Here is a 24384-nt window from a genome sequence, read left to right as displayed (position 1 = left end):
TGTGAAAGAGTCTTTTTTGAGTTCTTCGATGCCGGCCGCCCAATGAGTCGACCTGGAATGTTTCTGGTCCGCGGCGCCCGGTTTCGAAGGGGGCCTAGGATGCCGAGCGGGGCTTTTGCCTTGTATGAGACGAGTACGAAACGGCGAGCCAGGGAATGGAACAAAATGTTTCAGGAGGGCGGCCTGGGGTTGCCCAGGGCCGGATTGTTGCTCAGGGCTGCCCGGGACGGGTCAGCCGTGGCGTTCGATATCGCGCAGCATGCATTCGATGACCGACAGCACCGCGTGGCGTTGCGCCTCCAGGTCCTGCTCGCTTTCACGAGCCGCACGTTGCAGGTCGAGGCAGGCCCGCATCAACGCCGGCGAATCGACTGTGCAGGCCAGGCCGCTGACCCGGTGGACCCACTGTTCGAGGAACTCCGGCGTGTCGGGCAGCGGGGCGCTCAGCAGCTCGCGCTCCTGCTCCAGGTTCCGGCGCAGCTCCTGGAGCAAGCGCTCCTTGAGCTGCGGATCGCTCTGGAAGCCCTCCAGGTAGGTCAGGTCGAACGTTGCGGCAGCCTCCTCGTCAGGCGCTGGGGCGAGGGGTGGCGTGAGGGGGGCGTTGAGGGATGAACTGGATAGCCCGGGCGCTTTCAGCTTGCCGAGTATTTCCCGCAGGCGCTCGAGGACGATGGGCTTGATCATCAGGTCGTCCATGCCGGCCGCCTGGCAACGCTGCTTTTCGTCTGCCAGGGCGCGGGCGGTGTAGCCGATGATCGGGATCCTGGGTAGCCCGCGCGACTGTTCTGCGGCTCGGACATTGCGGGCCAGGGCGTAGCCGTCCATGTGCGGCATGTTGCAATCGGTGACCAGCACATCGAACTGGCCCTGTTCCCAGGCTTGCAAGGCCGCCTTGCCATTGCTGACGTAGGTCCCGCGATGGCCGAGCCTGAGCAGTTGCTGTTCGAGCACCAGGCCGTTGGTGGAAACGTCGTCGACGATCAGTACATTCAACCCGGCCACCGCCGTAGCGCCTTGAAGGGCATGCTGCGGCTCGTCCTCGTCCGGTTGCCAGGGCAGGGTCAGTTCGAAGCTGACCCGGCAACCCTGGCCCGCTGCACTGGCGAGGCGGATGTTGCCGCCCATGAGTTCGACCAGCTGTTTGCAGATGCTCAGGCCCAGGCCGGAGCCGCCGTGCAGGTGGGCGATCTCGGCGTGGGCTTGCTGGTAAGGCGCGAAAATCTGCGGCTGCTGATCCTCGGCGATGCCGATGCCGGTGTCGCTGACATGGAACATCAGGCGGCTTTGCCGAGGCCCCGAGTCCAGCTCCTGGACCGACAGCTCGACCCAGCCCTGGTTCGTGAACTTCAAGGCGTTGGACAACAGGTTGTGAAGGATCTGCGTCAGGCGCAGGGCGTCCACCTGGTAGCGCCGCTCGGGGGGCAGGCGGTGTTGCAGCTTCAGCTCCAGGTGTTTTTCCCGGGCCTGCGCGGCGAACAGCTCAAGGCAGTTGGCCAATAGTTGATCGAGGGCGGTGGGGCCGGGCACCAGCTCCATCTGGCCGGTCTCGACCTTGTCCAGATCGAGAATGTTGCCGATCAGATCGATCATCGATTGCGCCGACTGCTGGGCGATGCTGAGGTTTTGCGAAGGGGTGGACGCGCCGCTGGTTTCCAGCTCCAGCAGGCCGACCATGGCGTTCAGCGGGGTGCGCAGCTCATGGCTCATGGTCGCGAGGAACTGGCTTTTCGCCGCGCTGGCGTCGACTGCCTGCTGCTGGGCTTCGAGCAGCTTGTGTTCCAGGTGCTTGCGCACGCTGATGTCGATCCAGCCGCCCAGCAGGCCCTGCTGCTTGCCGAGTGCGGTGTAGAAGGGCACCAGCCATTGGTAGATATGATGGGCCTGGCCATCGACCTCGATCACGCTGTCGAGGAATTGCGACTGGCGGTTATCCAGCAGTCGTTGGTGCTGCTCCTCCAGATCCAGGGCCAGGGCGCGTGGGGCGATGCCTTGCTCTTGCGGCGTGGTGCCGCGCATCTCGTCCAGGGACCGGCCGAAGAACTGCTCATAAGCGTGGTTGCAGGTGCTCAGGCGCCCTTGCAAGTCACGCACGTAAAGCGGGATGGGCAAGCCGTTGAGCAAGGCGAACTGGAAGGCCAGTTGGTCCTTGAGCTGATTCTGCGCGACGCGCCGCTGGCGGATCTGAATCCGCAGGCGCCAGTTCCAGTAAAACGACAGCAGCACCAGCACCAGGACCAGCGCGGCGCTTTGCCAGACCCAGCTCGGCAGGTAGGCCCAGAGCGAACCCTTGGTGGCGGGCCACGCCAGGATGCTGATGCGGTCCTGGTTGCCGTCCGAAGTTTTCAACGAATACAGGAGCTTGTTGAGAATGCTCAGGAGTTCCGGGTGCTTGGCCGATACGGCGAACACCAGGGGCTCGGCCTGGGCCTGGAACTGCTTGCCGGCCCGGAGCCGGGGATTGTCCAGCAGTTGGGCATCGGCGGCGCTGTTCAGCGTGGCGTCGACCATGCCCTGTTCGACCAGATGCACGGCCTGGGAATAGTGGTCGGTGAGTACCAGTTCGATGCTCGGGTAGCGGCTCTGGAGCAGAGGCTGCAGGGGATGTCCGGCGGCGATCGCCAGGCGCCTGCCCTCCAGGGCCGCTAGCGAGCTGGGGGAACTGGCGCCCTCGCGGGTAATGAAGGCCCAGTACTCGGTGCCGAAGCCATCGCTGAACAACAGGCTCTTTTGTCGGACCGGAGTCGGTGCCAGCGACAGGGCGATTTGCGCCTCATCCCGTTCCAGGCGCTGGCGGTCAATATCCGGGGACTGGCTGTCGATGATGTTCAGTTGCAGTTGGTAGTCGTCGGCCAGGCTGCGCAGCACATTGAACGCCAGTCCGGCCCATTGGCCGTCGTCCTTGCGATACAGGTAATTGGGGATTTCGTGGGCGATCAGGTTCAGCGAAGGAAGACGCTTGAGCCAGCTGTCTTCCGCGCTGTTGAGGGCGAAGGAGTCGGTCGGCGCGAACAGCCAGGGCGAGCGTTCCCAGTGCTGCAGTATCTCTTGCTTGCGCTCCCGGGAAACCGTCTTCAGCGCGGCGTTGATCAGGGGCACCAGATTATCCTCATGCCCGCGGGCGGCGAAGCTGAAACCCATGGCCGGCAGGTTGGCGACGTACTTGTTCTGCAACTTGAGGTTGGCCAGGCTGCGCATATAGAAATTGGTGCGCAGCTGATCGCCGATCAGTGCGTCGGCTCCGCCGTCGGACAGGCGTTGCAGGCCTTCGACAATGCTGTTGATCACGATCAGTTCAGCCTTGGGATAGGCCTTGCCGACTGTTTCAGCCTGCACATAGTAGGCCGGAACCAGCACGCGTTTGCCCGCCAGGTCAGGGGACAGGTCCTTGTCGGCGATGCGCCCGACGATGATCGGCTCGTTGTCCAGGTAGGGCTTGCTGTAGACGAACCCAGATTGTTTTCTTTCGTACTCGGTGGCGCGGGGCATCAGATCGATGTCCCCAGCGATCAGGGCGGCGATGGCACTGTCCACCGAAGGGTAGGGCACCCGTTGAATCGGCAGTTCGAGAAACTGGCTGATGTGTTCCAGGTAGTCGTTGGTGATCTGGTTGAGCACATCGTTGCCACGAGGTTCGGGTTGCTCGTTGGAGGCGCTCACTTCGGCGACCCGTAGCGGGCGAGGGGGCAACGTCTGACGCATGGCCATCAGCGTGGCCAGGGACAGCGGCGCAGGCTCAGGCTCGGCGGCGCCCAGGGACGCGACACTGGTCAGCAAGAGCGTGATCCAGAGGATCAGGCGCGGCAGGCCGGCTGGAGGGTTCGGCATAGTCTCAGGCCAGCCCGACTTCCTGGATGTACAGGTAGAGGCTGGCGTTGCTGTCCAGGCCCAGCTTGCGCATGGCGCTGCTCTTCTGGCTGCTGATGGTCTGCTTGGAACGATTAAGGTGCGTGGCTATTTCATTGACCGACAGCCCGGCGCCGTAGAGGCGTAGCACCTCGACTTCGCGAGGGGACAGTTGTTCGACCTCGGCCATAGGCTCCACGGGGTCGAACAGATGCCGGATGGACGGGGAGACGAAGGGTTTGGCCTGGCTGGCGCGAATGGCCTTTTGCAGGTCGCCTTGTACCCCGCGCTTGCTGATCAACCCCTGGACCCCCAGCTTGAGGATCGAGGCCAGCAGCGCCGGGTTGTTGAGCATGGTCACCACGATGACTGCGATCTCGGGGTAACGGCGGCGCAACTGTTCGATCAGGCGGATGCCGTCGGCCTGTTCGCTGTGGGGCATCATCAGATCGGTGACGACCAGATCGCAGGGTTGTTCGGCCAACAGCTGGAACAGCCCTTCGACATTCTGGGCCTCGCCGACGATCTGCAACGTGCTGTCGCCGCTGAGCGAGGCGCGGATGCCGATCAGTGTCAGCAGATGATCGTCGACGAGTATTACTTTCCTTTGCATCTGTGGCGGGTTCCTGTCCGTGCGTAGCGAGAGCATAGAGTTAAGCAGAACGCATGCAAGTATCTGACAGTGTCAGCGGTGCGCAGGGTACTCCTGTCGCGTGGCGCGATGAAGTGTCCACCGCTTCAGGCAAAACAGGCGTTGGCCTGACAGCGGGCATGGGGCAGGGGATGTCCGTAAAGCATTGGCAAATAGGAGGGAGTAAGGGGGGGCGTAACAGCCAGCAGGGCCAGGAGTCCCATCGGCGAGCCCGTGGCTTGGGTTTCAAGCCACGGGGCATTTCGCAGAGGTCAGATCAGACGTTGAAGCGGAAGTGCATCACGTCGCCGTCCTTGACGATGTAGTCCTTGCCTTCCAGGCGCCATTTGCCGGCTTCCTTGGCACCGGCTTCACCCTTGAACTGGATGAAGTCGTTGTAGGCGATCACTTCGGCGCGGATGAAGCCTTTCTCGAAGTCGGTGTGGATCACCGCGGCGGCCTGCGGAGCGGTAGCGCCGACGCGGACGGTCCAGGCGCGCACTTCCTTTACACCCGCGGTGAAATAGGTCTGCAGGTGCAGCATTTCGTAGCCGGCGCGGATCACGCGGTTCAGGCCAGGTTCTTCGAGGCCCAGGGCTTCGAGGAACATGTCTTTCTCTTCGCCGTCTTCAAGTTCGGCGATTTCCGCTTCGATCTTGTTGCAGACCGGCACCACCACGGCGCCTTCTTCTTCGGCGATGGCCTTGACCACGTCAAGGTGCGGGTTGTTTTCGAAACCGTCTTCAGCAACGTTGGCGATGTACATGACCGGCTTGGTGGTCAGCAGGTGGAAGCCTTTGATCACTGCTTTTTCGTCGGCGCTCATGTTCTTCATCAGGCTGCGCGCTGGCTTGCCTTCGGTGAAGTGCGCGATCAGTTGCTCGAGCAGGGCTTTCTGCGCCACGGCGTCCTTGTCACCGCCCTTGGCGTTGCGCGCGACTTTCTGCAGTTGCTTTTCGCAGCTGTCGAGGTCGGCGAAGATCAGTTCCAGGTCGATGATCTCGATGTCGCGTTTCGGGTCGACGCTGTTGGACACGTGGATCACGTTGTCGTCTTCGAAGCAGCGGACCACGTGGGCGATGGCATCGGTTTCGCGGATGTTGGCCAGGAACTTGTTACCCAGGCCTTCACCTTTCGAGGCGCCCGCCACCAGGCCGGCGATGTCGACGAACTCCATGGTGGTCGGCAGCACGCGCTCGGGCACCACGATGGCGGCCAGGGCGTCCAGACGCGGATCCGGCATCGGCACGATGCCGCTGTTCGGCTCGATGGTGCAGAAGGGGAAGTTCTCGGCCGCGATACCGGATTTGGTCAGGGCGTTGAACAGGGTGGACTTGCCGACGTTAGGCAGGCCGACGATGCCGCAGTTGAATCCCATGGTGTTTCCCCTCGGATAAGAGTCAGGCCTTCTGGCTGTGCAGGTTTTTCATCGCACGGTTCCATTCACCGGCGAAGATATCCGGCAGCACGCCGAGGGCAAAATCGATGCTGGCATCGAGCTTTTCTTGTTCGGCGCGCGGCGCGCGACCCAGGACAAAGTTCGAGACCATGCTGGCGACGCCTGGGTGGCCGATGCCAAGCCGCAAGCGGTGAAAGGTATTCTGGTTGCCCAGTTGCGCGATGATGTCGCGCAACCCGTTGTGCCCGCCATGCCCGCCGCCCTGTTTGAGCTTGGCGACGCCGGGTGGCAGGTCGAGTTCGTCATGCGCCACCAGGATTTCTTCGGGTTTGATACGGAAGAAACCGGCCAATGCCGCCACGGCCTGGCCGCTGCGGTTCATGTAGGTGGTGGGTATCAGCAGGCGAATGTCCTGACCCTGGTGCGAAAAGCGCCCGGTCAGGCCGAAATATTTGCGATCGGCCACAAGGCTGACGCCTTGTTTCTCGGCGATGCGCTCAACAAAAAGGGCCCCTGCGTTATGCCGGGTCTGTTCGTATTCGGCGCCTGGATTACCCAGGCCAACGATCAGTTTGATGGCAGTCACGATAGGGGCCCTTCCTTGGAGTTGTGGATAACATCGCCGCGACTGGAGTGTGCGGCGAAAGTGGACGACAAGTGCTCATTTACCATTATGTAAACTCCGCGTTCCCGCCCGCTTTCTCGCTACGTTCCAGTCCGCGATGTTTCCGGTAACTCCGGCAAGCAGAGTGAATTACTCTGCAGCGCCTTCTGCAGCTTCTGGAGCAACACGTGGAGCGTGAACGTTGGCAACAGCCAGGTCGTTACCGTGAGCCAGAGCAACGAACTCAACGCCTTTAGGGGCCTTGATGTTCGACAGGTGAACGATGGTGCCGATTTCAGCGTCGCCCAGGTCGACTTCGATGAACTCAGGCAGGTCTTTCGGCAGGCAGGACACTTCGATTTCAGCGATAACGTGCGAAATCTCGCCGCCTTTCTTGACCGGAGCAGCTTCGTTGATGAAGTGCACTGGAACGATAGCGGTCAGTTTCTGACCAGCAACAACGCGTACGAAGTCAGCGTGCATCACGTGGCCTTTGGCCGGGTGACGTTGCAGCGCCTTGATCACGACGTTTTGCTTGGTGCCGCCAACGTTCAGTTCGATAACGTGGCTGAAAGCCGCTTCGTTTTCGAGCAGTTTGGCAACTTCTTTGGCCAGCATGCTGATGGATTCAGGGGCTTTGTCGCCACCGTAAACTACAGCTGGAACCAGGCTTGCGAGACGACGCAGGCGGCGGCTCGCACCTTTCCCCAGGTCGGAACGCAGTTCAGCATTCAGAGTAAAATCGTTCATGTTGTATCTCCAAAATAACCACACTCGCCCCAGCGTTTGCGACCAGCGCTAAAGGCGATATGGGCAAAAAAGCCCCGCCCCAACAGGAATGCTGGGGCGGGGCGCTTTTCGTCATCGAGATGTAAGGCTAGGGCAGGGCCCTAGCGGAACATCGCGCTGATCGATTCTTCGTTGCTGATACGGCGAACCGCTTCGGCAACAACCGGTGCGATATCCAGTTGACGGATACGCGCACAGGCTTGTGCTGCAGCGGACAGCGGGATGGTGTTGGTCACCACCAGCTCGTCCAGCACGGAATTTTCAATGTTTTCGATTGCTCGACCCGACAGCACAGGGTGTGTGCAGTAGGCAAAGACCTTGGCAGCGCCATGCTCTTTCAGGGCCTTGGCCGCGTGGCACAGGGTGCCGGCGGTATCGACCATGTCGTCAACCAGGATGCAGGTACGGCCTTCAACGTCACCGATGATATGCATCACTTCAGAGTGATTGGCTTTCTCGCGGCGCTTGTCGATGATCCCGAGATCCACGCCCAGGGATTTGGCCACGGCACGTGCACGCACGACGCCGCCAATGTCCGGGGAGACGATCATCAGGTTTTCGAAACGTTGGTCTTCGATGTCATCCACCAGAACCGGGGAGCCGTAGATGTTATCTACCGGAATATCGAAGAAGCCCTGAATCTGGTCAGCATGCAGATCAACCGTGAGAACACGGTCGATGCCGACTACGGTAAGCATGTCAGCCACGACTTTCGCGCTGATAGCCACACGTGCGGAACGCGGACGGCGATCCTGACGGGCATAACCAAAGTAAGGAATTACAGCAGTGATTCGAGTCGCTGAGGAGCGGCGGAAGGCATCAGCCATCACGACGAGTTCCATCAGGTTATCGTTGGTCGGAGCGCAAGTCGGCTGAATAATGAAGACGTCTTTACCGCGGACATTTTCATTGATCTCAGCGGTAATTTCGCCGTCGGAAAATTTACCGACAGAGATGTCACCGAGAGGGATATGCAGCTGACGTACAACACGCCGAGCCAGATCGGGGTTAGCGTTCCCCGTAAAGACCATCATCTTGGACACGCGCAGTACCTGAAGGCTGAGGGTATACCTGGATGAGTATAAGGAAAATGGCAGGGGCGGCTGGATTCGAACCAACGCATGGCAGGATCAAAACCTGCTGCCTTACCGCTTGGCGACGCCCCTGTATCTGTTGCATCAAGTGCCTGGCACTTGGTTCCTTTTAGAGCAGACTTTGCAGCTTGCGATGCAACATCGAAACGTTGCTTCCTTTTGCTACAAACCCTGTAAGGGTCTCTGTAAGAAGGGCCGAGACTTTATCAGCTTCAGCTTTGCTTGGGAAGCCCCCAAACACACAACTTCCAGTTCCGGTCAGTTTTGCCTCAGTAAATTTACCTAGCAAATTCAATGCGTTACGTACATCTGGATAACGCCTTGCAACCACCGGTAAACAGTCATTTCTGCCGTTTCCCTTGGGAACGGGGCGCACTTTAATGGGCGGAGTGTCACGTGTCAACAGCGGATCTGAAAAAATTTCTGCTGTACTTACAGAGACTTGCGGCACCAGCACGAGATACCAAGGTTCCTCGGGGTCTACCGGGGTGAGTTTTTCTCCCACGCCCTCGGCGAAAGCCGCATGCCCCCGCACGAAAACCGGCACGTCGGCGCCCAGGGAAAGGCCCAGCGCGGCCAGGCGATCTTCGTTCCAGCCCAGTTGCCAGAGGTGATTCAGGCCCAGCAAAGTGGTTGCTGCATTGGAACTGCCGCCACCGATGCCGCCGCCCATGGGCAGGACTTTCTCGATCCAGATATCGATGCCCAACGGGCATGCGGACTGTTCCTGAAGCTGTTTGGCCGCGCGCACGATCAGGTTGCTGTCGTGGGGGACACCGGCGAACTCCGTATGCAGGCGAATGACGCCGTCATCGCGCACGGCAAAGGTGATTTCATCGCCGTAATCGAGAAACTGAAAAATCGTCTGCAGTTCGTGATAGCCGTCTTCACGGCGACCGAGGATATGCAGCATCAGATTGAGTTTTGCCGGGGAGGGCAGGGTCAGTCGTGGCGCGCTCATGCTTACTGCCCCAGCTTGCGTGGTTGCCATTCCTTGATCACCAGCGTGACGTCAAGGTCGCGGCCATGCAGCTTGATCCGCTCGGGCAGCCAGTAACCGCTCTGTTGTGCATAACTCAGGTATTCGACCTGCCAGTTGTCCTGTTCGAGATTGGACAGTCGGCTGTCGCCATCCAGGGTCAGGCGGCTCTTGCTGTCGGGGGCGGGCAGCCCGCGAACCCACCAGGCCAGATGCGAGACCGGCAGGTTCCAGCCCAACTGTTCTTCGAGCAGGGCTTCCGGGGTCGGGGCTTCGTAACGTCCCTGGTTGGCGACTTCCAGCGCGACCTTGCCGGGACGTCCGGTCAGGCGGGCGGCGCCGCGCCCCAGCGGGCCGGACAGGCGGATATCGTAGTAATCCTGGCGCTGCAGCCAGAACAGCGTGCCGCTGCCTGAGTCCTTGGGGGCGCGAATGCCGATCTTGCCGTTGATCTGCCAGCCGTCGAGGCCGCTCAGTTGTTGTTTGTGCTCGCGCCATAGCGCGGGGCTGCCGTGACCCTCGACGGATTCGCGGGTGCCGAAACCCGAGCAACCGGCGAGCAGAGCGATAAAGCTGAAAACGATAAGGTGGCGCAAAAACATAGTCTTAAAGGGTCTCTGATCCGGTCAGGCGCTTGATGGTGCTGCGCAGGATAGGGCTGTCGGGCTGGTCCTTGAGGAACTTGCTCCAGATCTGCTTGGCTTCGCGTTGCTTGCCATTGGCCCAGAGCACTTCGCCCAGGTGCGCGGCGACCTCTTGGTCGGGAAAGCGTTCCAGCGCCTGGCGCAGCAGGCGTTCGGCTTCCGCGAGGTTGCCCAGGCGATAGTTCACCCAGCCCAGGCTGTCGAGCACCGCCGGATCGTCCGGGGTCAGCTGGTGGGCCTGTTCGATCAGGGCCTTGGCTTCGGCGTAGCGGGTCGTGCGATCCGACAGGGTGTAGCCGAGGGCGTTCAATGCCATGGCGTTGTCCGGCTCGCGCTTGATGATCAGGCGCAGGTCCTTTTCCATCTGGGCCAGGTCGTTGCGCTTCTCGGCCTGCATCGCACGGGTGTAGAGCAGGTTCACATCGTCCGGGTATTGCTGCAGGGCTTGCTGGAGAATCTTCCAGGCCTTGTCGCCCTGTTTGTTGGCGGACAGGGTTTCGGCTTCGATCAGGTACAGCTGGATAGCGTAGTCCGGCTGGGTGTCGCGGGCGGCGGCCAGGCGTTTTTCGGCTTCGGCGGTACGGCCGTTGTTCATCAGGATGTCAGCCTGGCGCAATTGTGCCGGCAGGTAGTCGGTACCTGGGCCGACCTGGCCGTATTCCGCCAGCGCGCCTTGCGGGTCGTTGAGTTCTTCGGCGATGCGGCCCAGGTTCAGGTGCGCCGAATCGACGTGGCTTTCCCGGGCGATCAGGTCCTCCAGGTAACCCTTGGCTTCTTCCCAGTCCTTGGCTTCCAGGCAGACCAGCGCCAGGGAGTAACGCAGCTCGTCGTCTTCCGGATACTGCTGGACCAGGCTGGAGAACTGGGTCTTGGCGTCGTCCATGCGATCCTGCTCGACCAGCATGCGCGCGTAAGTCAGGCGCAGGCGCTTGTCGTCCGGGTACTTGCGAATGCTTTTTTCCAGCAGCGGTAGGGCTTCGTCGGCGCGGCTGAGGCTCTGCAGCAGGCGGGCGCGCAGGAGGATCGGCGCGATCTCGCCTTCTTCCGGCGGGTTCTGCTCCAGCAGCTTCAGGGCTTCGCGGGTGTCGCCGTCCTGTTGCAGCAGCAGCGCCTTGCCGAACACCAGTTGGCCGTTGTTCGGGTGTTTTTGCAGCAGGCGGTCGAAACTCTTCATCAGACCGTTGCGGGTGTCCTGGTCGGTGTCGGCGGCCGACAGCGCGAGGAAATCGAAATGGGTATCGCCCTTGCCCTGCAGGACTTTCTCCATATAGACCATGGATTCGTCGTAACGCCCAGTGCGGGCCAGCTGGATGGCGGCGGCACGCTGGGCTTCCAGGTCGTCCGGGGCGTTTTTCGCCCAGATCAGCGCAGTGTCCAGCGCGGCCTGGTCGGCGCCCAGGTATTCGGCGATGCGAAACGCCCGCTCGGAGATGCCCGGGTCCTGGGTATTGATGGCCTGGGTGACATAGTTGTCCAGGGCAATGTCGAAACGATTGCGTTGGCCAGCCAGCTCCGCGCTCAGCAGGCTGAAGACCGTGTCTTCGCTGAACGAGGAGTAAACCTTGGGCTTTTCAGGAGCCGGGGTAGTGTCTTCGACCGGCGGCGTACCGTCCGGTGAAACGGGTGCCAAGGCCTGGCAGCCGCTGAGGAAGACAAAAGCGAGGAGCAACGCGGAAGATCTATTCATATAGGAAGAGGACGACTAACCTGCGGTCGGATCATCATGACACAAGCCTTCGGCCAAACATAACCGAGACTCAGCGGATGCCTTACAGAGGCAGTCTATTGGGACAATAGTCGGCAGTGGTTGTTCTGAATCTTTCGAAGTAGGACAATTGTCGGCTTCTCGACATCATCAGCGACCTTGAATGGCCTTCCTCGCACTCGGTATTAACCACAAGACTGCTTCAGTAGACGTCCGCGAGCGCGTGGCCTTTACCCCTGAGCAGTTGGTTGAGGCCTTGCAGCAGCTCTGCCGCCTCACCGACAGCCGCGAAGCTGCGATCCTCTCCACCTGCAATCGCAGTGAACTCTATATAGAACAGGATCACCTTTCGGCGGATATCGTGCTGCGCTGGCTGGCCGAGTACCACCATCTGAGCCTCGAAGACCTGCGCGCCAGTGCCTATGTGCACGAAGACGATGCGGCCGTTCGTCACATGATGCGTGTCGCCTCGGGGCTGGATTCGCTGGTGCTGGGCGAACCGCAGATCCTCGGGCAGATGAAGTCCGCCTACGCCGTGGCGCGTGAGGCCGGAACCATTGGTCCGCTGCTGGGGCGGCTGTTCCAGGCCACCTTCAGTGCCGCCAAGCAGGTACGTACCGACACCGCCATCGGCGAAAACCCGGTTTCCGTGGCCTTTGCCGCGGTGAGCCTGGCGAAACAGATTTTCAGCGATCTGCAGCGCAGCCAGGCGCTGCTGATCGGCGCCGGCGAGACCATTACCCTGGTCGCCCGCCATCTGCATGACCTGGGGGTCAAGCGCATCGTGGTCGCCAACCGCACGCTGGAGCGCGCCAGCACCCTGGCCGAACAGTTTGGAGCCCATGCCGTGCTGCTGTCGGATATTCCTCAGGAGCTGGTGCACAGCGATATCGTCATCAGTTCCACCGCCAGCCAGTTGCCGATCCTTGGCAAAGGCGCGGTGGAAAGCGCGCTGAAGCTGCGCAAGCACAAGCCGATCTTCATGGTGGATATTGCCGTTCCGCGGGATATCGAACCGGAAGTCGGCGAGTTGGACGACGTTTACCTCTATACCGTCGACGATCTCCACGAAGTGGTCGCCGAAAACCTCAAGAGCCGCCAAGGCGCGGCGCAGGCGGCGGAAGAGCTGGTGAACATCGGCGCCGAGGACTTCATGGTGCGCCTGCGCGAGCTGGCTGCGGTGGACGTGCTCAAGGCGTATCGTCAGCAGAGCGAACGCCTGCGCGATGAGGAACTGCAAAAGGCCCAGCGCATGCTGGCCAACGGCAGCAGCGCCGAAGACGTCCTGATGCAACTGGCTCGCGGCCTGACCAACAAACTGCTGCATGCGCCCAGCGTCCAGTTGAAAAAACTGACCGCTGAAGGCCGCCTGGATGCGCTGGCCATGGCCCAGGAACTCTTTGCCCTCGGTGAGGGCGCTTCGGACTCTTCGGATAAAAAACCGCAATGAAAGCGTCACTGCTCAATAAGCTGGATGTCCTCCAGGACCGTTTCGAAGAACTGACCGCGTTGCTTGGCGACGGCGAAGTCATTTCCGATCAGGCCAGGTTCCGCGCCTATTCCAAGGAGTACGCCGAAGTCGAGCCGATCGTCGAGACCTATAAACAGGTGCTCAAGGTCCAGGCCGACCTCGAGGGCGCCCAGGCTCTGCTCAAGGACAGCGACCCGGATATGCGCGAAATGGCGGTGGAAGAAGTCCGCGAGGCCAAGGAACAACTGGTCGAACTGGAAAGCACCCTGCAACGCATGCTGCTGCCCAAGGACCCCAACGACGGGCGCAACGTGTTCCTGGAAATCCGCGCCGGCACCGGTGGCGACGAGGCGGCGATCTTCTCCGGCGACCTGTTCCGCATGTATTCGCGTTATGCCGAGCGGCGTGGCTGGCGGCTGGAGATCCTCTCGGAAAACGAGGGCGAGCACGGCGGCTATAAAGAAGTCATCGCCCGGGTCGAAGGCGAGAACGTCTACGGCAAGCTGAAATTCGAATCCGGTGCCCACCGCGTGCAGCGGGTGCCGGCCACCGAGTCCCAGGGCCGCATCCATACTTCGGCCTGCACCGTGGCGGTATTGCCCGAGCCGGACGAACAGGAAGCCATCGAGATCAACCCCGCGGACCTGCGGATCGATACCTACCGCTCCTCCGGTGCCGGTGGCCAGCACGTCAACAAGACCGACTCGGCGATCCGCATCACCCACATCCCGTCGGGAATCGTGGTCGAGTGCCAGGAAGAACGTTCCCAGCACAAGAACCGGGCGCGGGCCATGTCCTGGCTGTCGGCCAAGCTCAACGACCAGCAGACCAGCGCCGCGGCCAATGCGATTGCCAGCGAACGCAAGCTGCTGGTGGGGTCGGGCGACCGTTCCGAGCGCATTCGCACCTACAACTTTCCCCAAGGCCGGGTGACCGATCACCGTGTCAACCTGACCCTCTATTCCCTCGATGAAATCCTCGCCGGTGGCGTCGAAGCCGTGATCGAACCGCTTCTGGCCGAATACCAGGCCGATCAACTTGCGGCACTGGGCGAGTAAACATAAATGACCATCATCGCCAGCCTGTTGCGCGCCGCTCAATTGCCCGATTCGCCCACGGCCCGCCTGGATGCCGAGTTGCTGCTGGCCGCTGCCCTGGGCAAGCCGCGCAGCTTCCTGCACACCTGGCCCGAGCGGATCGTGCCCAGCGAAGCGGCGCTGACCTTCTCCAGTTACCTGCAGCGGCGCCGTTCCGGCGAACCGGTGGCTTATATCCTGGGCCAGCAGGGCTTCTGGAAACTCGACCTGGAAGTGGCGCCACACACCCTGATTCCGCGTCCCGACACCGAATTGCTGGTGGAAGCGGCGCTGGAACTGCTGCCCGCCACCCCGGCCAGAGTGCTCGACCTGGGCACCGGCAGCGGCGCCATCGCCCTGGCCCTGGCCAGCGAGTGCCCGGCGTGGCGGGTCACCGCGGTCGACCGGGTGCTGGAAGCCGTGGCCCTGGCCGAACGCAACCGCCAGCGCCTGCAACTGGACAATGTCACGGTGCTGAGTAGCCATTGGTTCAGTGCTCTCCCAGGCGAGCGTTATCAGCTGATCATCAGCAACCCGCCCTATATCGCCGACGCCGACCCGCACCTGGCGGCGGGCGATGTGCGTTTCGAGCCGGAGAGCGCCCTGGTCGCGGGCAAGGACGGGCTGGACGACCTGCGCCTGATCATCGCCCAGGCGCCAGAGCATCTTGAGGCTGGCGGCTGGTTGATGCTCGAGCATGGCTACGACCAGGCGCCGGCTGTACGCGACCTGTTACTCAGCCAAGGGTTTGCCGAGGTGCACAGCCGTGTCGACCTGGGCGGTCATGAACGCATCAGCTTAGGAAGCCTGCCGTGCTGAACGATCAGGAGTTGTTGCGCTACAGCCGGCAGATTCTGTTGCAGCACGTCGACATCGACGGCCAGTTGCGACTCAAAGCCAGCCGCGTATTGATCGTCGGCCTGGGTGGCCTGGGCGCTCCGGTGGCCTTGTACCTGGCCGCCGCGGGCGTCGGCGAGCTGCACCTGGCCGACTTCGATACGGTCGACCTGACCAACCTGCAACGCCAGATCATCCACGACACCGACAGCGTCGGCCTGAGCAAGGTCGATTCGGCAATGCGTCGCCTGTCCGCGATCAATCCCGAAATCCAGCTGGTGCCTCATCGTGCCGCGCTGGATGCCGACTCCCTGGCGGCCGCGGTCACGGCGGTGGACCTGGTACTCGATTGCACCGACAACTTCTCGACCCGCGAGGCAGTGAATGCCGCCTGTGTCGCCGCCGGCAAGCCGCTGGTCAGCGGCGCGGCGATTCGCCTGGAGGGGCAACTGTCGGTGTTCGACCCACGGCGTCCCGAGAGCCCGTGCTACCACTGTTTATATGGACACGGCAGCGAAGCCGAACTGACCTGCAGCGAGGCCGGTGTGCTCGGGCCGCTGGTGGGGCTGGTGGGTAGCCTGCAGGCCCTCGAGGCCTTGAAGTTGCTGGTGGGGTTCGGCGAGCCGCTGGTGGGCCGCCTGTTGTTGATCGATGCCCTGGGCACGCGCTTTCGTGAACTGCGGGTCAAGCGCGACCCGGGCTGCAGCGTCTGTGGGGGCCCACATGCGTGAGGCGCCGATCGGTGTCTTCGACTCCGGCGTCGGCGGCCTGTCGGTGCTGGCGGAGATCCAGCAGCGCCTGCCCCATGAATCGCTGCTATATGTAGCCGATTGCGGCAACATTCCCTACGGCGAGAAAACCCCCGAATTCATCCGTCAGCGTTGCAGCCTGGTCGCCGGATTTTTCCGCGAGCAGGGCGCGAAGGCGCTGGTGCTGGCCTGCAACACCGCGACCGTGGCCGCTGTCGCCGACCTGCGTCGGGACTATCCGGACTGGCCTATCATCGGCATGGAGCCCGCGGTCAAGCCGGCTGCCGCCGCCACCCGCAGCGGCGTGGTCGGCGTGCTGGCCACCACCGGGACCTTGCAGAGTGCCAAGTTCGCTGCCTTGCTCGATCGTTTCGCCACCAATATCAAGGTCATTACCCGGCCATGTCCGGGCCTGGTGGAACGGATCGAAGCCGGGGACCTGCACAGCCCCGCGTTGCGCCAACTGCTGCTGGGGTATGTCGAACCGCTGCTGGCGGCCGGCTGTGACACCCTCATTCTCGGCTGCACCCACTATCCGTTTCTCAAGCCGTTGCTCAAGTCGATGATCCCCGAGGACATCAGCCTGATCGATACCGGGGCCGCGGTTGCCCGCCAACTGGAGCGCCTGCTCGGCGAGCGCGAGCTGTTGGCTGCGGGGCCTGCACGCCAGGCCCGGTTCTGGACCAGTGGCGATCCGTATCACTTCAAACATATTCTGCCGCTGCTCTGGAAAGAGGCGGGAGCGGTGCAAAGCTTCGCCCTATAAGAAAATCGCGCAGAAACGGTGATTTAAGCTGAACTTCTGCTCAAGCACAGATTTCTATTAACCTGTTTGCGGAATCTGACAACACCATACAAATCGTTTGAAAAGGATGTTCCTGATGAGACGAATGTTTTGTTTGGCTGCACTTGCAGCCGCGCTATTGGGGCAAAGTTTTTCGGCACAGGCGGCCGGCGTCGAGTTTTCGGTGGGGCAGACCGGCGATTCGACCCAGACCTATCGCCTGGGCATGCAATTCGATTGGGACAAAAGCTGGCTGCAAAGCGATGTCGGTCGCCTGACCGGCTACTGGAGCGGTGCCTATACCTTCTGGGATGGCGACGAGAAGTCCAGCAACCACAGCCTGTCGTTCTCGCCGGTGCTGGTGTACGAATTTGCCGGGCAGAACATCAAGCCTTACATCGAGGCGGGGATCGGTGTGGCGGTGTTCGCCAACACTGAGGTTGAGGACAACAAGCTCGGTTCGGCGTTCCAGTTCGAGGACCGCTTCGGTTTCGGCCTGCGGTTCAACGGCGGGCATGAAGTCGGTCTACGTGCCACGCACTATTCCAATGCCGGTATCGCGACACCCAACGACGGCGTAGAGAGCTACTCGCTGCATTACACCATGCCGTTGTAAGACCCTTTCAGCGATACGCCGTGGCGATGCCGCGGCGTTCGTTGAGGCAGTCCACTTCCCCCATCTCGAACTCCCGGCAGATCAGCGGCCGTTGTTCGTAGATGCTGCACAGCATGCTGTTGCGATCCAGCGCGGCACACCAGCCATCATCCAGCCGCAGCATGACTTCGCCACCCCAGTCGTCGGTGTCGATAAAACGTTCGGGCACCCCGGTTTCGGTGATCAGCATCACTTCCAGTTGGCAGCAGCAGGCTGCGCAGCTCGAGCAGGTGACCGCCGTTTCGGCGATCTGGGTGACAGGAATAGTGGTCATAGGCGCGCAGTGTAAGGCAGTGGCCGCAGGCTGTGTGAAACCACTGACGGACGCCTGCCGCCCTTACTCCCGATATTCCTCGGCCGCCACCCGGGATGGCAGGTTCTTGAAGGCCGCCAGGGCGCGCTCGCGGGACATCGACAGATCGACCATCGGCGGCGGGTAATCGGCCACGCCGAACAGGCCGCCCATGGCGGCCGGGTTGTGGATATCTTTTGCATTCAACCCCGCCAGCTCTGGCAGCCAGTGTTTGATGAACGTCCCTTGGCTGTCGAACCTCTGCGACTGGCTCAAGGGGTTGAAGATGCGGAAGTAGGGCGCCGAATCGGTGCCGGTGGATGAACTCCATTGCCAGCCACCGTTATTCGCCGCGAGGTCGCCGTCGATCAGGTGGCGCATGAAAAAGCGTTCGCCCTGGCGCCAGTCGATTAGCAGGTTCTTGGTCAGGAACATTGCCACGATCATCCGCAAACGGTTGTGCATCCAGCCGGTTTCCAGCAACTGGCGCATGGCTGCATCGATGATCGGCAGGCCGGTGCGGGCCTGCTGCCAGGCCGCCAGCTCCTCGGGGGCATCGCGCCAGGCCACGGCTTCGGTTTCCGGGCGGAAGGCCCGGTGCCGGGACACCCGCGGATAACCCACCAGGATGTGTTTGTAGAACTCGCGCCAGAGCAGTTCGTTGATCCAAGTGACGGCGCCGGGGCTACCACTGGCGAACTCGCCCCGGTTGTTTTGCAGCGCCGCGTGCAGGCATTGGCGCGGCGACAGCACGCCGACAGCGAGATAGGGCGAAAGCTGGCTGGTGCCGGGCCTGGCCGGGAAGTCGCGCTCGGCCTGGTAGTGGTCGAGCTGCGTCTCGGCAAAGCGCGCCAGGCGTTGTTGCGCCGCGGTTTCACCGGCCGGCCAGAGTGCTTGCAGGTGCGGGCCGGGTGTGGGGAAGCCCTCGACCTGCCGGGGCAGCGCATCGGCCTTTATCCTCAGCGCGGCTTGCGCCCCGGGAGCCGCCAGCTGTGGCGGCAGGGCGCTGTGCAGCCGGTTGTAGCAGACCTTGCGAAACTGGCTGAAGACCTGGAAGTAGCCGCCGCTCCTGGTCAGCACACTGCCGGGCCGGAACAGCAGTTGGTCGAGGTAGCTGTGGAAGCCCACGCCCTGGCTCTTCAGCAGGCTGGCCACCGCCATGTCACGGCGACTCTCGTGAATGCCGTATTCCTCATTGACGTGCAGCGCCTCGATGGCCAGTTCCCGGCACAGCTGCAACAGCACCTGGGGTGCCTGTTCCCAGCTCGGCGCCTGGCGGATCAGCAGCGGGATGTTCAGCCGGGCCAGGTCGCCGCTCAGCTGCTCAAGGTTACGCAGCCAGAAGTCGACCTTGCACGGCGCATCGTCATGCGCCTGCCACTGCCGCGGGCTCAGCAGGTACAGGGCGACAGCCGGCCCGCGCAGGGTCGCGGCGCTCAGCGCGGTGTTGTCATGCAGGCGCAGGTCGCTGCGTAGCCAGATCAGTTGCATGGGAATTCCTGCATTAGAGAAGCTTTAGCCCGGTCAGGGCCTGGTGCGCCGAGAGCGGATCTGCGGCGAGGTGCAGATTGGTGATCTCGGTAGTGCAGACGGCCAGTTCGGCGTGGTGGATGCTCACTGCTGGGCCGACGATGAGTACCGGGCGGTCGAAGCCGCCGAGCAGGCGTGGCAGTTGCCGCAGGTTGATCGACTGGCTCGAGTACAGCAGCACGCCCCGCGCTTTCAGGTGTTCGGCGGCCAGGGCCAGTTCACCGGGGGGGCAGCGGCCAGTCGAAGACTTGCACCGGGCAGTCGGCATTGCTGATCAGCCAGGCGCAGAGCCACAGGTGCGGCTCCAGCGGCAGGTCCGAGTGATTGATCAGCAGCAGCGGGGCGCCTTGTAGCTGGCGATTGTTGTGATAGACCCGCACCGCGAATTTGCTGCGCAGCCAGGAATGGAAAAACACCCGCTCCATCCGCATGCCGAAGCGGCCCTGCCAGCGCTGTTCGAGTTCGCCCAGCAGCGGTAGCAGCAGGTGCTCGCACAAGGTTCGTGGCGGATAGAGCGCCATGGCCTGGTTGAAGCTTTCGTCGACCTGACGCTCGGCCAGTTGGCTGATGGCCTGGACCAGGCGCTGGCGTTGCAGGTGCCAGTCGTTGTGGGCCGGTTCTCTGGGCGCCGGCTCGGCGTCCAGCAGGTGCTTGACCTGGCTGACCGCCACCCCGCGATCGAGCCAGGTCAGGATCTTCAGGATGCGCTGCACGTGTTCGTTGGAAAACAGCCGGTGACCCTTGGCGGTGCGTTGCGGCACGATCAGCCCGTAACGGCGTTCCCAGGCACGCAGGGTGACGGCATTGACCCCGGTCTGGCGGGTCACCTCGCGAATCGGCAACCAGCCTTGCTCATGGACACCATCGGATTCGCTGGCGGATGCATCCGGGTCGAGCTTCGAGTCGTTCATGGTTCAGAGCGCGTTGCGCAGGCTGAGACTTTCCGGGTGGGGCTGCAGGTACGCCTGCTGCGCGATGTAGGGATCGGGGTGCCGGCGCAGGTGATGCTTGAGCAGGGTCAGCGGTACCACCAGCGGCACGATGCCGTGACGGTACTGGGTGATGAGGTGCTGCATTTCCTGTTTGTCGTCGCGGCTGATGACTTGCTTGAGATAGCCGCTGATGTGTTGCAGCACGTTGCTGTGGGTACGGCGGGTGGCGCACTTTTTCAGGGCCGCCATCAACTGGCTGAAATAACGCGGGCCGACGAGCACCGGGTCGCTTTGGCCCATGCTGCCCAGCAGATTGCCGAGGACCTTGTATTGCTCCGGGTTGTGGGCCATCAGCAGGTATTTGTAGCGCGCGTGAAAGTCGGTCAGGCGGCGACGGCTCAGGCCCTGCCTGAGCACGTCCCGCCAGGCGCTGTAGGCGAATACCCGGGTCAGGAAGTTTTCCCGCAGAACCGGATCCTTGAGCCGGCCGTCTTCTTCCACTGGGAGGTCCGGATGGCGGCTGCAGAAAGCCTGGGCATGGATACCGCGTCCGCTGAGCTCGGCGGGGCGGCCCTGGTCCTGATAGACCTTGACCCGCTCCAGGCCGCAGGACGGAGATTTCTGCATGAAGATGTAGCCGCAGAGGCTGTCCAGTTCAGCGGCCATGCGCTGGCCGTAATCCGTGAGTGCCCGGGTGACATCCATGGTTTGGTCGACGCTGCCAACGGCCCGCGGTTGCCGCGGATCGCCCATCAGGCGGATCGGTTCGCGGGGGGTACCCAGGCCAATGGCGACTTCCGGGCACAACGGGACAAACTCGAAAAACTCAGCGAGGGCCTGGCTGCACAGGCGCGATTCCTTGTGCCCGCCGTTGTAGCGCACAGGCGCCCCCAGCAGGCAGGCGCTGATGGCGATTCTCGGCTTGTCGGTCTGGGCTGGCTTGTCGGGCATGTGAGAGGCTCCGGTTTCATGTACAAAAATAAGATTTTGTACAACTTTGCCTCATCATAGGGTCAAAGGTGTGCAAGTCAAATATTTTGTATAGGTTTGCCGCGCAGCCCTTCGGGTTATGTCCTGCTCATCTGTCGTGCGATTGCTGGCTGGCTAACGCATGAGATTGTGGCGCGCGTTTTTCTTCGTCTCGGAACGGTCCGACTGGTAGAAGTGTGTTCGATTCTTGAGCGGAGCAGACAGGCTGCTGTCCATTGCGACAGCAGCAAAACGTTACGCGGGTGATGCGCTTACAGGTTTTCGTGCAACCGGCGGGCGGCCTCCTGCCCGCTGAGCCAGGCCCCTTCGACGCGACCGGACAGGCACCAGTCGCCGCACACATAGAGCCCCAGGTCGACATCCGCCAGGGCTCCCCACTCATGGCTACTGGCCGGGCGAGCGTAGAGCCAGCGGTGGGCGAGGCTGAAGCTGGGGGCGGGCATGGCGCTGTGCAGCAGCTCGGCGAATGCGCCGTGCAATTGCTCGATCACCGCTTCTTTCGGCAGGTCGATGTGCTGGCGGCTCCAGGTGCTGCTGGCATGCAGGACCCAGGTGTCGAGGCTGTTGTCGCGCCCTGGCTTGCTGCGGTTGCGGGCCAGCCAGTCCAGCGGGCTGTCCTGTACGAAGCAGCCTTCCACCGGGGTTTCCAGCGCGGTCTCGAATGCCAGGGCGACAGCCCAGGTCGGGTCCATTTTCACTCCGGCGGCGGCACTCGCCAGTTTCGGTGCGGCGGCCAGCAGGGCGGTGGCCTGGGGGGCCGGCGTGGCGATGATCACGTGGCTGAACGGGCCGTGGGTGAAACCTTCGGCATCCTGCAGGTGCCAATGCTGTTCGCCGCGGTAGACCTCGGTGATGCGGCAGGCGAAATGCACCTCCGTTTCGCCCAGCAGGCCACGGGTAATGGCACTCATGCGTGGGGTGCCGACCCAGCGGGTCTGTTCGTCCGGCGACGGGGTGAGCTGGCCGCCATGGAAGTTGTACAACTGCGGCGCCCATTCGGCGGCCCAGCCATTGGCTTGCCAGCGCTGGACTTCGGTGACGAAGCGCCGGTCGCGGGCGGTGAAATATTGCGCGCCCATGTCCAGCGCGCCGGCGTCGCTGCGTTTGCTGGACATACGCCCGCCGCTGCCGCGGCTCTTGTCGAAGAGTTGCACGACATGCCCGGCGTCTCTCAGCGCCTGGGTGGCGGAGAGTCCGGCGATGCCGGTACCAATGATTGCGATGGGTACGGTCATAGGGGCCTCGTTTACCTTTCTGTGCAGACTACGCCGTCGTTAAAATCTGTACAATTTTGTTTTTTGGTATAACTTTCGGCGTTATCGGTTTTACAGGGTGTCCTATTGTTAAACACAGAGCCTGCCCGATTGAAAAGATCCCTGCTTATAAAAATAGACTAGGGATGCGGGTAAAACGCCACGCGAGGAAGATGTCATGCACATATTGCTGACCGGCGGTACTGGTTTGATAGGACGTCAGCTCTGCCGTCACTGGTTGACCCAGGGCCATCAGTTGACCGTATGGAGTCGTCGGCCCACCGAGGTGCCCAAACTCTGTGGCGCTCAGGTTCGCGGCATCGCCCGCCTGGACGAGCTCGCAGAGGAACCGGTCGACGCCATCATCAACCTGGCGGGAGCAGCGATCGCCGATCGACCCTGGACTCACAAGCGCAAGGCGCTGCTCTGGAGCAGCCGCATTACCCTGACGGAAAAGTTGTTGGCCTGGCTGGAAAGCCGGGGGCAGAAGCCCGGGTTGCTGATCTCCGGGTCGGCCGTGGGCTGGTATGGCGATGGCGGGGAGCGCGAGCTGAACGAGGATTCGCCCCCGGTCAGTGAGGATTTCGCCAGCCAGTTGTGTATCGCCTGGGAGGAGACCGCGCAGCGTGCCGAGGCCATGGGCCTGCGTGTGGTGCTGATTCGCACGGGCCTGGTGCTGGCGGCCGAGGGCGGCTTTTTGTCGCGCCTGCTGCTGCCCTTCAAACTGGCGCTGGGCGGGCCGATCGGCAACGGTCGGCAGTGGATGCCGTGGATTCATATCAAGGATCAAATCGCCCTGATTGATTTTCTTCTGCACCGCAGTGATGCCAGCGGTCCTTATAATGCCTGCGCGCCCAGGCCGGTGCGCAATCGCGAGTTCGCCAAGACCCTGGGCAGCGTCTTGCACCGGCCGGCGGTAGTGCCGGTGCCGGCCTTTGTCTTGCGTGTCGGCATGGGGGAATTGTCGTTGTTGCTGCTGGGTGGTCAGCGCGCGGTCCCCGCGCGGTTGCAGGCCGCCGGATTCACTTTCCAGTTCACTGATTTGCGTGCGGCCCTGGACGACCTGTCCAGCCGCCTCTGAAATAGGACGTTGCATGACCGATCACGCGTTGCTCCTGGTCAACCTGGGTTCGCCGGCCTCCACCTCGGTGGCGGATGTGCGCAGCTACCTCAATCAATTCCTGATGGACCCTTACGTGATCGATCTGCCGTGGCCCGTTCGGCGGCTGCTGGTGTCGCTGATCCTGATCAAGCGGCCGGAGCAATCGGCCCATGCCTACGCGTCGATCTGGTGGGAGCAGGGTTCGCCGCTGGTGGTGCTCAGCCGCCGCTTGCAGGAAGCCATGATGCGGGAGTGGAAGCACGGCCCGGTGGAACTGGCGATGCGTTATGGCGAGCCGTCCATCGAGTCGGCATTAGTGCGTCTGGTGGCCCAGGGGCAGAAGAAGATCACCCTGGCGCCGCTCTATCCACAATTCGCCGACAGCACCGTGACCACGGTGGTGGAGGAAGCCCGGCGGGTGCTTCGGGACAAGAAGCTGGATGTGCAGCTGTCGGTGCTGCAGCCGTTTTACGATCAGCCGGAGTACCTCGACGCGCTGATGGCCAGTGCCAGGCCGCACCTGCAACAGGACTTCGATCATCTGCTGCTGAGCTTTCATGGCTTGCCCGAGCGGCACCTGAAAAAGCTCAATCCCGGCCACAGCCTGGAAGGCGATTGTTGCCGCGACGCGACCCCAGAGGTGGCCACCACCTGTTACCGCGGCCAGTGCCTGAGCACGGCCCGGGCATTCGCCGAGCGCATGGGGCTGGCGGACGGCAAGTGGTCGGTGTCGTTCCAGTCCCGTCTGGGGCGTGCCAAGTGGATCGAACCCTACACCGAGGCACGCCTGGATGAATTGGCCCGACAGGGGGTGAAGAAGATCCTGGTGATGTGCCCGGCGTTCGTCGCCGACTGCATCGAGACCCTGGAAGAGATCGGTGATCGCGGTCGCGAACAGTTCCGCGAAGCGGGAGGGGAGGAGTTGGTGCTGGTGCCGTGCCTGAACGACGACCCGCAATGGGCCAAGGCATTGAACACCTTGTGCGAGCGCGCGCCTTTGGCGTTGTAAACGCATCGCGGGCAAG

Annotated in this window: 21 protein-coding genes, 1 tRNA gene and 1 pseudogene; 8 read left to right on the top strand and 15 right to left on the bottom strand. The window is 62.4% G+C overall.

The window, feature by feature from the left end:
* Window positions 1-231: 231 nt before the first annotated feature.
* From AC07VU_RS17440 to AC07VU_RS17395, 10 genes are all read right to left on the bottom strand, one after another.
* Window positions 232-3825: an ATP-binding protein gene (locus tag AC07VU_RS17440; protein ID WP_495030183.1), complete on the bottom strand. Its 3594-nt coding sequence runs from the start codon at window positions 3823-3825 to the stop codon at window positions 232-234.
* 4 nt (window positions 3826-3829) lie between these two features.
* A complete protein-coding gene (locus tag AC07VU_RS17435) occupies window positions 3830-4456 on the bottom strand; it encodes a response regulator (RefSeq protein WP_150052841.1) in 627 nt (208 codons plus the stop codon).
* A gap of 295 nt (window positions 4457-4751) precedes the next feature.
* Window positions 4752-5852, bottom strand: a complete 1101-nt coding sequence (gene ychF / locus AC07VU_RS17430; RefSeq protein ID WP_007928338.1) for a redox-regulated ATPase YchF — start codon at window positions 5850-5852, stop codon at window positions 4752-4754.
* Window positions 5853-5874: 22 nt separating this feature from the next.
* A complete protein-coding gene (pth, locus tag AC07VU_RS17425; RefSeq protein ID WP_007928340.1) occupies window positions 5875-6459 on the bottom strand; it encodes an aminoacyl-tRNA hydrolase in 585 nt (194 codons plus the stop codon).
* 168 nt (window positions 6460-6627) lie between these two features.
* On the bottom strand, window positions 6628-7227 hold the full coding sequence (locus tag AC07VU_RS17420) for a 50S ribosomal protein L25/general stress protein Ctc (RefSeq protein WP_007928342.1): 600 nt from the start codon (window positions 7225-7227) through the stop codon (window positions 6628-6630).
* 140 nt (window positions 7228-7367) lie between these two features.
* Window positions 7368-8309, bottom strand: coding sequence for a ribose-phosphate pyrophosphokinase (locus tag AC07VU_RS17415; protein ID WP_003171603.1), 942 nt, complete (start codon window positions 8307-8309; stop codon window positions 7368-7370).
* Between the two features lie 48 nt (window positions 8310-8357).
* Window positions 8358-8432 (bottom strand) — tRNA-Gln (locus AC07VU_RS17410).
* Between the two features lie 37 nt (window positions 8433-8469).
* On the bottom strand, window positions 8470-9321 hold the full coding sequence (gene ispE / locus AC07VU_RS17405; protein ID WP_053262602.1) for a 4-(cytidine 5'-diphospho)-2-C-methyl-D-erythritol kinase: 852 nt from the start codon (window positions 9319-9321) through the stop codon (window positions 8470-8472).
* Between the two features lie 2 nt (window positions 9322-9323).
* Window positions 9324-9941, bottom strand: a complete 618-nt coding sequence (lolB, locus tag AC07VU_RS17400; RefSeq protein ID WP_007928346.1) for a lipoprotein insertase outer membrane protein LolB — start codon at window positions 9939-9941, stop codon at window positions 9324-9326.
* Window positions 9942-9945: 4 nt separating this feature from the next.
* Window positions 9946-11670 carry a tetratricopeptide repeat protein gene (locus AC07VU_RS17395; RefSeq protein WP_053262601.1) on the bottom strand — a complete coding sequence of 575 codons (1725 nt, stop codon included), beginning with the start codon at window positions 11668-11670 and terminating at the stop codon, window positions 9946-9948.
* A gap of 181 nt (window positions 11671-11851) precedes the next feature.
* Between AC07VU_RS17395 and hemA the strand changes: the two genes are divergently transcribed.
* From hemA to AC07VU_RS17365, 6 genes are all read left to right on the top strand, one after another.
* The gene (hemA, locus tag AC07VU_RS17390; RefSeq protein ID WP_053262600.1) at window positions 11852-13138 is read left to right on the top strand and encodes a glutamyl-tRNA reductase; all 1287 of its coding nucleotides are present in this window, start codon (window positions 11852-11854) and stop codon (window positions 13136-13138) included.
* Complete coding sequence (gene prfA, locus AC07VU_RS17385) at window positions 13135-14217, top strand: peptide chain release factor 1 (protein ID WP_274304600.1); 1083 nt, start codon at window positions 13135-13137, stop codon at window positions 14215-14217. The genes hemA and prfA overlap by 4 nt, the downstream gene beginning before the upstream one ends.
* 6 nt (window positions 14218-14223) lie before the next feature.
* Window positions 14224-15054, top strand: a complete 831-nt coding sequence (prmC, locus tag AC07VU_RS17380) for a peptide chain release factor N(5)-glutamine methyltransferase (protein ID WP_457274885.1) — start codon at window positions 14224-14226, stop codon at window positions 15052-15054.
* Complete coding sequence (locus AC07VU_RS17375; RefSeq protein ID WP_274304598.1) at window positions 15048-15803, top strand: molybdopterin-synthase adenylyltransferase MoeB; 756 nt, start codon at window positions 15048-15050, stop codon at window positions 15801-15803. The genes prmC and AC07VU_RS17375 overlap by 7 nt, the downstream gene beginning before the upstream one ends.
* Window positions 15796-16587 (top strand): glutamate racemase, encoded by a 792-nt coding sequence (gene murI / locus AC07VU_RS17370; protein WP_457274882.1) that lies wholly within the window; start codon window positions 15796-15798, stop codon window positions 16585-16587. Before AC07VU_RS17375 ends, murI begins: the two co-directional genes overlap by 8 nt.
* 115 nt (window positions 16588-16702) lie before the next feature.
* On the top strand, window positions 16703-17221 hold the full coding sequence (locus tag AC07VU_RS17365) for an acyloxyacyl hydrolase (RefSeq protein ID WP_007928361.1): 519 nt from the start codon (window positions 16703-16705) through the stop codon (window positions 17219-17221).
* A 7-nt stretch (window positions 17222-17228) separates the two neighbouring features.
* Here AC07VU_RS17365 and AC07VU_RS17360 read toward each other — a convergent pair whose 3' ends face one another.
* From AC07VU_RS17360 to AC07VU_RS17340, 5 genes and pseudogenes are all read right to left on the bottom strand, one after another.
* Entirely contained in the window at window positions 17229-17534 is a 306-nt protein-coding gene (locus AC07VU_RS17360; RefSeq protein WP_023967381.1) for a YkgJ family cysteine cluster protein, read from the bottom strand.
* A gap of 63 nt (window positions 17535-17597) precedes the next feature.
* Entirely contained in the window at window positions 17598-19043 is a 1446-nt protein-coding gene (phrB, locus tag AC07VU_RS17355; RefSeq protein ID WP_495030182.1) for a deoxyribodipyrimidine photo-lyase, read from the bottom strand.
* Window positions 19044-19056: 13 nt separating this feature from the next.
* Window positions 19057-19993: pseudogene (locus AC07VU_RS17350) on the bottom strand (MerR family transcriptional regulator).
* Window positions 19994-19996: 3 nt separating this feature from the next.
* On the bottom strand, window positions 19997-20965 hold the full coding sequence (locus AC07VU_RS17345; RefSeq protein WP_457274876.1) for a YbgA family protein: 969 nt from the start codon (window positions 20963-20965) through the stop codon (window positions 19997-19999).
* Window positions 20966-21255: 290 nt separating this feature from the next.
* Entirely contained in the window at window positions 21256-22239 is a 984-nt protein-coding gene (locus AC07VU_RS17340) for an NAD(P)/FAD-dependent oxidoreductase (RefSeq protein ID WP_009050779.1), read from the bottom strand.
* A 196-nt stretch (window positions 22240-22435) separates the two neighbouring features.
* Between AC07VU_RS17340 and AC07VU_RS17335 the strand changes: the two genes are divergently transcribed.
* Both AC07VU_RS17335 and hemH read left to right on the top strand, forming a co-directional pair.
* Window positions 22436-23338 carry a TIGR01777 family oxidoreductase gene (locus tag AC07VU_RS17335; protein ID WP_457274873.1) on the top strand — a complete coding sequence of 301 codons (903 nt, stop codon included), beginning with the start codon at window positions 22436-22438 and terminating at the stop codon, window positions 23336-23338.
* 13 nt (window positions 23339-23351) lie between these two features.
* Entirely contained in the window at window positions 23352-24368 is a 1017-nt protein-coding gene (hemH, locus tag AC07VU_RS17330) for a ferrochelatase (RefSeq protein WP_274304593.1), read from the top strand.
* Window positions 24369-24384: the final 16 nt, after the last annotated feature.

The sequence above is a fragment of the Pseudomonas sp. GW821-FHT02B10 genome (assembly GCF_059421865.1).
Note: the sequence above shows the minus strand (reverse complement) of the source record. Positions and strands in the feature narration are given on the sequence as shown.

Coding starts and splice junctions, on each gene's coding strand:
- AC07VU_RS17440 (WP_495030183.1), bottom strand. CDS start 3,825: ATGCCGAACCCTCCAGCCGGCCTGCCGCGCCTGATCCTCTGGATCACG.
- AC07VU_RS17435 (WP_150052841.1), bottom strand. CDS start 4,456: ATGCAAAGGAAAGTAATACTCGTCGACGATCATCTGCTGACACTGATC.
- ychF (WP_007928338.1), bottom strand. CDS start 5,852: ATGGGATTCAACTGCGGCATCGTCGGCCTGCCTAACGTCGGCAAGTCC.
- AC07VU_RS17420 (WP_007928342.1), bottom strand. CDS start 7,227: ATGAACGATTTTACTCTGAATGCTGAACTGCGTTCCGACCTGGGGAAA.
- ispE (WP_053262602.1), bottom strand. CDS start 9,321: ATGAGCGCGCCACGACTGACCCTGCCCTCCCCGGCAAAACTCAATCTG.
- lolB (WP_007928346.1), bottom strand. CDS start 9,941: ATGTTTTTGCGCCACCTTATCGTTTTCAGCTTTATCGCTCTGCTCGCC.
- AC07VU_RS17395 (WP_053262601.1), bottom strand. CDS start 11,670: ATGAATAGATCTTCCGCGTTGCTCCTCGCTTTTGTCTTCCTCAGCGGC.
- hemA (WP_053262600.1), top strand. CDS start 11,852: ATGGCCTTCCTCGCACTCGGTATTAACCACAAGACTGCTTCAGTAGAC.
- prfA (WP_274304600.1), top strand. CDS start 13,135: ATGAAAGCGTCACTGCTCAATAAGCTGGATGTCCTCCAGGACCGTTTC.
- prmC (WP_457274885.1), top strand. CDS start 14,224: ATGACCATCATCGCCAGCCTGTTGCGCGCCGCTCAATTGCCCGATTCG.
- murI (WP_457274882.1), top strand. CDS start 15,796: ATGCGTGAGGCGCCGATCGGTGTCTTCGACTCCGGCGTCGGCGGCCTG.
- AC07VU_RS17365 (WP_007928361.1), top strand. CDS start 16,703: ATGAGACGAATGTTTTGTTTGGCTGCACTTGCAGCCGCGCTATTGGGG.
- AC07VU_RS17360 (WP_023967381.1), bottom strand. CDS start 17,534: ATGACCACTATTCCTGTCACCCAGATCGCCGAAACGGCGGTCACCTGC.
- phrB (WP_495030182.1), bottom strand. CDS start 19,043: ATGCAACTGATCTGGCTACGCAGCGACCTGCGCCTGCATGACAACACC.
- AC07VU_RS17345 (WP_457274876.1), bottom strand. CDS start 20,965: ATGCCCGACAAGCCAGCCCAGACCGACAAGCCGAGAATCGCCATCAGC.
- AC07VU_RS17340 (WP_009050779.1), bottom strand. CDS start 22,239: ATGACCGTACCCATCGCAATCATTGGTACCGGCATCGCCGGACTCTCC.
- AC07VU_RS17335 (WP_457274873.1), top strand. CDS start 22,436: ATGCACATATTGCTGACCGGCGGTACTGGTTTGATAGGACGTCAGCTC.
- hemH (WP_274304593.1), top strand. CDS start 23,352: ATGACCGATCACGCGTTGCTCCTGGTCAACCTGGGTTCGCCGGCCTCC.